The organism is Paraburkholderia humisilvae (assembly GCF_902859855.1).
Classification (GTDB): Bacteria; Pseudomonadota; Gammaproteobacteria; order Burkholderiales; family Burkholderiaceae; genus Paraburkholderia; species Paraburkholderia humisilvae.
The window spans coordinates 1-10,622 of record NZ_CADIKH010000111.1 but is presented as its reverse complement, the minus strand read 5'-3'; the positions used below and the strand labels follow the sequence as shown (position 1 = coordinate 10,622).

General features: G+C 54.7%; 8 protein-coding genes. 4 read left to right on the top strand and 4 right to left on the bottom strand.

What is annotated here, in order from left to right:
• Nucleotides 1-433: 433 nt before the first annotated feature.
• On the bottom strand, nt 434-2,155 hold the full coding sequence (locus tag HV796_RS38085) for a hypothetical protein (protein ID WP_175232983.1): 1,722 nt from the start codon (nt 2,153-2,155) through the stop codon (nt 434-436).
• An 862-nt stretch (nt 2,156-3,017) separates the two neighbouring features.
• On the opposite strand from HV796_RS38085, the gene HV796_RS38080 reads away from it, so the two are divergent.
• From HV796_RS38080 to HV796_RS38065, 4 genes are all read left to right on the top strand, one after another.
• Nucleotides 3,018-3,866, top strand: a complete 849-nt coding sequence (locus HV796_RS38080; protein WP_175232982.1) for a papain-like cysteine protease family protein — start codon at nt 3,018-3,020, stop codon at nt 3,864-3,866.
• Between the two features lie 506 nt (nt 3,867-4,372).
• A complete protein-coding gene (locus tag HV796_RS38075) occupies nt 4,373-4,711 on the top strand; it encodes a PIN domain-containing protein (protein ID WP_246356293.1) in 339 nt (112 codons plus the stop codon).
• A 642-nt stretch (nt 4,712-5,353) separates the two neighbouring features.
• Nucleotides 5,354-5,905, top strand: coding sequence for an HpcH/HpaI aldolase family protein (locus HV796_RS38070; RefSeq protein WP_246356292.1), 552 nt, complete (start codon nt 5,354-5,356; stop codon nt 5,903-5,905).
• A 22-nt stretch (nt 5,906-5,927) separates the two neighbouring features.
• On the top strand, nt 5,928-6,299 hold the full coding sequence (locus HV796_RS38065; protein WP_175232981.1) for a hypothetical protein: 372 nt from the start codon (nt 5,928-5,930) through the stop codon (nt 6,297-6,299).
• Between the two features lie 287 nt (nt 6,300-6,586).
• On the opposite strand, the gene HV796_RS38060 is transcribed toward HV796_RS38065, so the two are convergent.
• From HV796_RS38060 to HV796_RS38050, 3 genes are all read right to left on the bottom strand, one after another.
• Nucleotides 6,587-6,865, bottom strand: a complete 279-nt coding sequence (locus HV796_RS38060; RefSeq protein ID WP_175232980.1) for a hypothetical protein — start codon at nt 6,863-6,865, stop codon at nt 6,587-6,589.
• Nucleotides 6,866-7,363: 498 nt separating this feature from the next.
• Nucleotides 7,364-9,388: a hypothetical protein gene (locus HV796_RS38055; RefSeq protein WP_175232979.1), complete on the bottom strand. Its 2,025-nt coding sequence runs from the start codon at nt 9,386-9,388 to the stop codon at nt 7,364-7,366.
• 668 nt (nt 9,389-10,056) lie between these two features.
• Entirely contained in the window at nt 10,057-10,251 is a 195-nt protein-coding gene (locus HV796_RS38050) for a YqaE/Pmp3 family membrane protein (protein ID WP_175232978.1), read from the bottom strand.
• Between the last annotated feature and the right edge of the window lie 371 nt (nt 10,252-10,622).

Genomic DNA, 10,622 nt, shown 5'->3' with positions numbered 1-10,622 from the left:
CAACGCCGTACGCCTGCATTCGACTTTGGGCTATCTGTCGCCCATTGCCTACGAGGCGAAACTGACAGTGAAACAGCCTATCAGCCTGTCCGAAATATCTTGACCACTACAGTGCCCTTCCTCCTTGCGAGGAATCACACAACGAAACCGGCAACCGAGTGTCTGCAAGCTGTGTCGTTTTCGGCCGCGCACCGAGCCAGAGTGTTTCGTCCCAGATCGACGTTGATTCACGCGGGATCTGCGCAAACCAGCAAGAATTTGACGACTCTGAACGAGGCCGAGCAGAATTGAACTCGTCCGAGCGAATTACGCGAGCATGCTAAATCGCGGCACGCAACTCACAACTGAAGCCCCCGCAATGCGGACCGCTCCAAGCGTCTGCTTCCCTCTTTTCCTTCCACCAATAGTCCTGGTCGGCTTACGAAGGAACTTGCTACGCGCCTTCTGTATTGCTCCCCACCATCACAACTTCGGGACGTTTGCCGTCAATGGTCAAACTGGAAAATGCCTGTCGCGCCCGCTCGATCTGATATTCCCCAATACCTACTCCAACGGGGCCTTTCAATTCATTCAACTTACGGTACAGCGGCACATTTACAGTCACAATGATTTTTCCCCGCTTAACGTCTATATTTTCGATCGCCTCGACCCCGCCAAAATGGTGGATTGACTCCCCATTAATCCGATAACCCACGTCGCGCAGGTCGGAACGATCCGTCTCCGACAGGTCCTGTGCAATCGGGCTTCTCAAAATACTGTCCACGGTTGCTTTTACCAACAGTTGGCGTGCCGTTGCCGCATCGAGCTGTCGAGCGTCAGCAAGGCTGCCGGCGACGTCAGAAAGAGTTGATCGGTTAGCTTCGATGGATCCACTACCTGCCGCTGCACTCTGTAGATTCCGCAAAATATCGGGGACATCAGTCGTGTTCCTGTCGTCCAGGCTCGCTAGCTCGGCAAGCGTGCGCCCAATTAGACCTCGATCACCGAGCGTCCAATAGATGGCTCTAAATGCCGGGGATCGCTGAAGCGGACTCAAACGGTCTGCCGCCATATCCAGGTTATCCGCAAGACGGATGACGGCAAACGGATTTTCAGTCAATTCCTGCTCGGTGTAGCGCAGCCCAACATTTACCTTACCCTCTTTATCGAGAGAAGTTGGGCGACCAGTATATGCAGACTTTTCCTCGTGAGCCGTGACCTTTACAGATTGAAGATGCGGCCGGGCCTTCAAGATATCGTTGACATGTGTCCCTATCGCTTTGGCGTCGGCACCACGGATTTCGATTTTCGATACCTGTTGCGGACGGCGCGAAGAGGTCGAATAATGACTCAGCAAAGCGTCCAGAGAATCAACATCTCGAACCAGTAGCGAACCTCGATCGGTTTTAACGTTAATTGGATAGCTCTTAGCACTTACATCCGCTGAGTGGAGCTGAATTGCCTTCCTCATGTCTGAGAGCACCAACTCAGCTCTACCATTTTCGCGCCCAATTAACAAGCGCAACTGGGAGAACACGCCGTCGTCGAACCTTGATGCGCTGGACAAGCCATGCGTCGGCTTGGGACGGCCATCAAGCTCCGAGTATCCTATATCGTGCCAATGCGCTAAAATCTGGAATAGAAGACTCGCGACATCGCGAGAGACGTTGTATTTTTCTGCAGCACTTTGTTCGATTTCCGGGTATGCCTTAAGGATCTTGACGGTATAATCTGCCACTCGCTCAGAATGATCGAATCCATGTGAAACATATTGCTGAGGATTATCAAGATGCTGCGCCAATGCGGGCTTCCCCAGTTGATTTACCATGCCTCTCAAAATTTCTACGATTTTCCGATTTCCTAATTGCTCGCTATTTTTAAGATAATTTGCGTATGGAGCAATTAGACGCTCCGCGACCAGACGCGACCTGGAAGACGGCCCTCCGGTTTGGCCCACAGAGAAAGTTTGCATATTATCTCGACCCACTTTTCTCCTGAGATCATCGGCCATCTGAGTTTTGACAAGCGCAGCCAGTCTCGGATTTCCTATCTTTTTTTCATCGACCGCCTCGCGAATGCGCAATGTTTGAGCGGTTTTCCGCTCACCGATTCTAGGCGCCTCTGACCTAACATTGTGCATATCACGCATCAATGCACGGAGATTATCTATTCCCATGATTTATTTCGTCAAATGAAGAGATTATTGCAGCACCTGTGTTGGCACAGAATACTCGTTTTTCACACTGAACTATCTTGGCTCTTGGCGTAACCTGGATTGTTAACAAATTCAAAATTTCAAATTCACTTGCGAGAGGTTTTATCAGATCGCCTGTAAGACAGCCAGGCAACTAATGAACAACACCCCATAGCGGGGACGGGTCAATTGCCTTCCGACCTGTTCTCGACCGATGCGGCGAAAATTCGGGCAGCGGTCCTCGATTCGTCGCCTAGTTGTAGATCTTGCTCTGACTCGAAAAACGTTATCGGCAGGTACGTTCCGGAACTTTCTACACAAGCCATGGCGTAGGTCCACGTCAAGCATGACGCGAAACGGTTACTGCAGATCATGCTCTACGTCTTCACGCATTCCTCCGGTAGCACCTCTAAATTGCCATTTTATCGCCCGCTGATGACCGACGTGCGCTTACACTTCGCAAATCCGGTATAACGTGTCGCGAGGGCCCCAGACAATTCGCGCCAGCCTGCTGTCAAGAGCGCATGCCACAACGTTCGGATATCTGTGAGTCAGCATGGAGTGTACCTATTCGCTTTATCGGCTTGGTGCGCTTGTGTATCTGATGCATGCAGGCCTCACTCACATTGTACGAGTAGCCATCGCACGTATTTGACACCACGCTTGTGTGTATGGAATGAGGACACTGTCCAACATTCGGCCGGTCTCGAGTCAAGCATGCGACCTCGGAGGGCAACTGGTCCGAGTCTTTCACATAACTGATCGCCCCTACAGCGTGGTGCATTATGTGTGTAAAGGTCTGTTACGTGCTCCATGCGTATGCGGCATATCGCGGTAAGATATTGTGAAGTACCTGAACTCGACCGAGCGATACGGAGTGTTAATTTTGCGAAAAGCTGAAGTGACGGAATTATCCAAAATCAGTGACGTTGGTTCTTATGGACAGATACCTAGGACTCCGTCAGTTGCCCATACGGCAGATGCAGATAACGCCCCTCGGAGGGTGCAATTTTCACCACTTCCCCAGTTGAGCAGCTTGATCAGCCGCGTCCGGGAATGGCGGGAAGCCGGGTTCGCCCAGCCCCAAAGAGGCAGGAAGCCCTTCGACGCTCTGTTGCATGAGGCATCGCTGTCAGGACAGGTTCGGCTTGACGTTACATTTGTCACTCAACGCAGCATCGGCGCACATGTATTGGGCGAAACGCCACGCAACGACCCCACCGGTTGCTGGTACGCGAGCGCTTGTATGGTGGGCCACTTTTTCGAGGCAGGGCCGCGAATAGGCGTTCCTGAACTCTTCGTACGCAGGCTTGACAAGGGACTGCTTGGCCACCTTGCAATCGGAAGCGACGAAGCGGAGAAACTTGTGCCAGGCAGCAGGTTCACACTCGCTGAACGGGAACAACTGAAGACCGTACAGGATTGCGCAGAACAGCGCGATTACTCGTTGACCGATTTAAAGAGACTGCTCCTGCAAGCGGGGCCGATTCTCTTTTCATGGATGAAAAAGGGAACCAGCGGTAACCAGCCCTATGGGCACGCGTCCGTAATCATCGGCGTAGACAACGGCAAACTGATCTTCCACGATCCGGAGGATGCTCCATACTCTAGCATGACAGTCTCGCAATTCAACTTCGTTCGCCGACGCTTCGAATTCGGGATGATGCAGCGTGTTTCCGGAGAGGAGCATTAAATGACTTTATCAAAAGATTGACTACATGCCCAAGAACGCTTCGGCCGCACAAAAGCACCGATGGTACAAGCGTGGAGAGCGCGCGGCACCGGCCAAGCCTAGAGAATGTGTTAGATCCTATGTAGCAGAAAGGCGGCGAGCTGATCCGTAAAATCAGCTCGTCAACGCTTCCTCAAAGGGGAGCGTCATGCACACACGACAGGTCTCCAGGCCATATACCGAGGAAGTTGTACTGGCGGTGTCGCTTGAGCTGGCAACGGCGAGGTGGAAAGAGGATAAGGCAGTCAAGGCCATCAGCGAAATCCCCGGTGTGGGGTTGCTGACCGATGCAGCGACCGTCGCGAGAATGGTTTAAGTGGGCGGACCCCGTCGGTGCGGACTTCGAAGCGGCAGTGCAGGAGCGAGCAGGGACGGGCGGGGCTAGAGGACGCGTTTAAGTGAGGTTCCTTCCCGACACCAACGCGTTCATCGCGATCATGAGGTTGCGTCCGAAGATGCTCCGGCGCATGCAGCAGCAATCGCCGTCCGACTTCGGCATGTCGTCCATCGTCCCGTTCGAGCTGCTCTACGGCGCGTTCAAGATCCAACGCGTAGAAGCCAACGTCACCCGCATCGACATCTTCCCATTCGAAGTGCTGGAGCTCGATACCGAGGACGCTGCCGAAGCCGGGAAAATCCGCGCGCAGCTGGCCCAGCAGGGATCGCCAATTGGGCCGTACGACGTGATGATCGGGGGGCAGGCGAGGGCGCGCTGGCTGACGCTGATCACGCACAATACGAATTCAAAAGCGTGCCGGGGCTTCGCATCGAAGACTGGCTGGCGTAACCGGCAGCGCACCCAATAGCCGCATCCAAGCCCGCGAGCAATCAACCCCGCGTTGCGGGCTTCTTCATTTGAACCAGCCATGAACCCAACCAGCGACTATCGACTAGACCTGAACAAGGACGAATCTGCGGAAGCCGCGCGATTACTCGCACGCATGCATCCGTCCGACATCAACGGTCGTCTGCTATTTTCGTTTCGGCGCGGCTAGCTAACGCTATGGTTGCCGGTCCCCCGCAATTTTTAGTTTCTCTGGTTACCATGAATGGAAATCGGCGAATGCATCCCATCGGGCTTATGCCTCGCCGGCCTGCGCCGTTGGACACTTAGTATTTCTCACTGATGCAGGCGTGCTGCGCAACCGGGCGCGGCCCCTGCCCTTCTCGGTAACTGGCCGGGTCATTATGGCAGGGATTGCCGGCACTGGGTCGATCGCGAGATTGGCCGTCGTCTCGTTGGCCAACACGCGCAGTACGTAGCTCGTGCCAGCTTGATCTGCCCGGAATCCGCGCTTGAAATTGCCGCTGTAGTAACAGCGGATCGCGGCGCCCAATGCCGGGCCAGTGCTAAGCTTCGACGTTGTACGCTCATAGCATTCGTGCAGGAGGTTGCCGCTTGCTTTCAGATTCGCGCACAGATCGAACACTGATTCGTAGCAGCGCTCGTGCGCGTACCAAATGCGGCACCGGACGTGGTGCTTCGCGTGCTCGACGCGGGTGCGCAAGGCATTGTCGTACCGCACGTACGCAATCGCGAAGAAGCCGAACTGGCAGTCTCGAGCGCGCGTTACTATCCGCTCGGCACCCGCGGTATTGCCGGCGGACGCCCGACCGGCTTTGGAACGTTAGCACTGCGCCCTTATCTGGAGCTGGCCAATCGCGAATTGATGGTGGTCGCGATGATAGAAGACAAGGAAGGCGTCGACGCCGTCGAGGACATCGTGGCGGTGCCTGGCATCGACATGGTTCTGGAAGGCGCGATCGACCTGTCGCAGAGTTTCGGCGTGCCCACCGATGCACAGCATCCCTTGGTGCAGACAGCGATCGCTCACATTGCGCGGGTATGCAAGGCACGACGGGTGCCCTTTTGCGCGATCCCGCGAGCAGAGGGTCAATATGAGCACTGGCGCGCACAGGGAGTCAATGCGTTTCTGCTTGGCGACGATCGTGCCGCGGCGTTCAGGGCCATGAAGCAGATGCTAGCTTCGCCAATTTAAGAGTCGAACTTGAATCCATGAAATGGACGTCCCCACCCGAAACGGCATCAATGCCGGCGACGTGGCTCACTTCACATTCAGAAACGGCTGGAATTGCGCCAAGGAGCGCACCCTCATGCACCGCGGCTTCCCCATGCCTTGTTCAACTGAGTACCGTTGCTTCAATGCTGGATTCCTCCATCCCGGCGATCCCCACGACCGGCAGGACGGCTACCAGCAGCGTGTGCTCGCCCGGGCATTCGGAATGGCCACAGGGGAGGCGAACGGCAAAGTCAGGAAGCCAATCACCGACCGGCGCCCGATTGACTTGCCATTTCCGACTGGCAAGATCAAAGAAAGCGGCCCACTGAGCCCGAAGTTTCGTCCGGAACTCCACTTCGTTGTAGTGTTGTAGTAACAACTCATCAATTGTCCTTGCGGGGATACATCCCCAGTTCGATTGGGGCGTTCAGCGACTACTGCCCTTGCACCTGAGGCACGTCTGCAGGTGGCGTGTGCTTGGAGCGTATCTGCTCGATGATTTGCGTCTGCACCTCAAATATCGCGCGAGGCTCAGCTCGCGCAGGCGGCGCTCGACGCGGATTTCTGTGAGAAAATCCAATCGCGGTAATTCTTGATTTACTTGGCTTGCCGGTGCAATCCCCTGACCGTGCCTCGATTTCACGTACAGGAGGAATTTTGTTAGGTTTCTGTTTGTACGGAGGTTTGAATGTCAGAGAAGCTAGCACCAAAACGGCAATACACGGAGGAGTTCAAGGCGAGGCCGCCGAGCTTGCCGAATTGCTCGGGGTGGTTCTCGAGGATACGTGTTAATGGATCGTAAAGCGTCGAATCGATGTCGATAAGTTCACGAGACATGAGCGCGGCGAGGATCCCAAGCAGATTAATGTAGCCGAAGACCTTGTCGCCAGCGAGACGCACCTCAGCTGCGGACAATGCGTCAACAGTACGGCCCTGCAATGCAAGGCCAGAAACATAAAATACGCCACGTCGGCGAAGGGAGACCGTTTGTCCAAATGGCTTATCCGAGAGTCTTCCAGCCCGCGCTTGCCGTCCGCGTCGGCGCTGTCATGCAGGCGCAGCAGTCGCGCAAGATTCTGTGAGCCGAGAAGCCGCGGCCTGTCCTCTGCATCCCAGAGTAACCCGGGCGCTTGGCCTTGCCTTATCCATCCATAGTTCGGCTCACGCTTTAACGTCGTATTCAAACTCCCAACGCCGCCTCGTTGCCGGCCGTTCACTGCATATTGCCTTCGCTCCTCGTTGAGGATGGCCTCAATAACCGCGAACGCTCCCCTACGCGCTCACACTTCCGGCACCGCCTATGACTTGGGTGAAAAAGTGCACACGGCATCGAGATCCGGGCCAGTCAGACGGTGCGGCAGCGGGCAAAGCCGTTACGGATTGCGGCTGTATGATGTTCCTGAAAACCCGGATCTGCAAACGCCTGTTCCTCGATAATCAATCTCGCTTATAACTCAGGTTGGGAAAATACCTGCCATCCCTGTCAAAAGCGCCCACGATATTCCGCGGAGGAATATTCTCTCCATAATTAATCTCCCACGGCAGCGGATGCGCGCGCGCAGCCCCTAGTTTTGCCTGCTCGATGGCATTGCCACCTTGCCTCTGGTATTGGGGTACATGCTGTTTGAAATGACAATTTCTATATAAATCAAAACCTTCTATTTTCCGTGCGTCGATGAGGTAGGCATAGCCTTCTTTGGCGTAAACACTGGCACCTGCGCCATCCCTTCTAAAAAATGGGGAGGCCGATATGCCTTTGCCATCTGCGTCGAGTGCGTTTCTCGCCCCTTGGAATCCACCTCGAAATCCATTTACCTCATCAATGCTGCGGATTCCGGATCTCAATTCAAAACCACTTTTAAAGATCTCATCGGTCGAACGTGTGTCGCCCCTAAAAACAAAACCTTTATAAGTAAAACCTTTATCCAACCCCACAAATATGCTGCTCGGATTCTTACCGACCAAGATCTGCGCTTCTGCCAGCTTGAAATCAGCGGTGCGCGCTTTTTCCAATAACTTACCCCTGATCAGGGACCGCACGCCTGCTGCCGGACGCAACGCTCCCTTTGAAGCAGTCGAAAAGATCCCCTTGCCCCGCTTAGCTGCCTTAGCCCACGGAAACACCGCTGCCAGGTCGACGAGCACCCCGACGTGATCTGGTCGCGTAAGCCCCGCTTCGAAGGCGGATTCGACGAGCGCTTGCGCCGTGGCCGCGACGAGCCTTTCAGCAACGCATCTACCGACATCATTGATGGTCCTCGCGGTCTGCAAGTGTTCTATCGCGAACTTGTCAGTAGTCTTCGGGGAAGTGGCCTTTCCAAATGAAGAAATATTATCGATATCTGAAACTGGACGCCCAAAGAATCTTCTAACAGGAGCAAGCGCGTGTGTGGCCGTCTTTGGCATAGGTTGGATCGACAATTCGAGATCACGGAATGAAATAGCGAGCATATGCTCCCGCCTGCCATCACCAACTTCCACTATATAGCCGTATTTTGCATACTCGCGTATCTTAGAAGTATATCCAAAACCACTATGGTCGACATGAGATTTTACAATTTGAGATATTGTCGCATTACCTGACTCCAGACCAAAGCCACCTGCAGTGAAGTAATTAACGATGACGGATGACAACTCCTCCACCTGCTTCTGCAGCGCAACACTTGCCTTCTTTGCAAATATCCCGTTAACTTCAGGCCAGTAGTTAAATTTATCCCGCAATTTTCCATTGGCGAAGTAACCATAGCCCTCAAAAAGGACGTCTCCGTTCATAAGAATGTCTCGCGCTTTCATCTTCCTCGTCGTAATGGTTAGTACGTCTTCGCCCACAGGAAGATCACGCTGTTCGACCCACTCTGGATAGCTTACCGAATGAGCTTCGTCTGGATCATCGCCTTTTTCAAGTGCAAGCTCTCTCGCTACTAAAGATCGAGTAGGAATGTCGCTGGCTACATAGGCCATCGATTTCGGCATTGCGAAACGCGCCTTTCTTACTCGATCTGCTTGCCACAGCCCATTTGGCCGCGAACCCGACACCGGCGCGGTGACCGCAGGTACCGACAGTTGCTTATCTCCCTCCATATGCTGACCGACGCCTACGGAGTGCGCTAATACTGCCAATAGATCCGACTCCGGGCCGGGCAGTAATGCAGCTTCGAATGCGGCGCGCTGTGGACGGCAATGTAACGCCTTCAGATACTCAGGTTCGACGACGAATTTGAGGAATAGTTGCGATAACAGCGCCGGCTCCGCAGGTACCACTCGGGGCGTAGTGAAATTGTTCGCCGGACCGGGCGAACAAGATGCTTGCAACAATGGGAACCGTCCGATCTGGTCGAAGATTCGGTGGTGACTTGATGGGGAAACCGGCCCACGGACGGACGCAGGCTTCCGCTCGGCCCTGTCGTGCACGTTGTTGTTGAATTGCTGTGCCCTACGGCTCGCCTCGAGGTCAATTGGCATATGCACGTCCCTAGCTACGGTTTTAAGATAGATGTCGCGTTGAACAAGACGCGCTGCCTAGAGTCGAAGTCCACGGTGTACGCCTTGCCATATACCCTCTCCTGAAATCCCTCGCCTCAATTGAGAGATTCGTGTATTGCACTCGCGCCTGCAGTCACACCTTGAAATTCCGCGGGCATACGAATCTTCCGGAAATCGAATTGGGGCCTGCAAAACCTGGTCATCACCCCGCCCCGCGAGCGACCGAGCGCTTGCCGACCGTTCTTTTCGAGCTCCGGACGGATGCGGGTGTGAGCTTCGCCATTCGCGGCATGATCGCTTGCAGCGGTATTTTCGGAAGACGACGAGTGCGCAGGGACGAGGACATACAGAGCTGGTTGCGATACCTGTGAATCCGCCCGATAGGTCCGGTGAAGAGACGGATGGTTTGCCTTGTTGCGCGCCCCACGTCGCCGCCAGTGCCGATTTTCATCGGATTTTCGCGGGCAACCTCGGCCTTAAGGTGCCTTCAGGGAGGGGAGCAGTCAAGCAAAACTCGGATCATCGGGCTGTTGGGCGGGGACCTGTCGGGCGACATCGGAGGCGTTCTTCGCACCCGGTGAAGCTCACCGGATTCCACTGTGGCGAGCGTTCCCGCCCCCCCCGTAAGTTATCGAAATGGTCACTCACTAATTGCGCTTCACAAGGGCAAGTTGAATCTTTTTGTCCGTCTTGTACTGACTCAGTGCATAGACGGACCAGAGCGCCGCTGGAATCCAACCAATCACGGTGACCTGGAGCAACAGACAGACGATTCCCGAAAGGGGACGACCGATAGTGAAAAACTGCAGCCACGGCACAATGAGAGCAAGTAAGAGCCGCATACAAATCCTCGTGTAGTGGATGTTCATATATTGCCAACCGACGCGCGTCGCCGAAAACCGAGTGCTGAATACAGCACATGCATCAGGCTCGCACCCGTACCTCAGCATGCCGCGCCCTCAATCTCGCGCCGATCTGGGTAATGCCCAACGATGTTCCGCGGCGGTTGTCATGCACTAGGTGCGCCGCGCACTACCGCCTGCGTGCGTCGAGTGCGGCAGTTACACAGCTAGTAACAGAAAGCCTGAGTGCGCTCGCCGTGTACTATTGACCTTTCCATAAATCATGACGTCACCACAAGGTTGCCTGAATCCAGCACGCGGCGATGATCGAAGGTCGGTGCTGAGCGCTTTTGAGCTTGTTGCGAGCGACG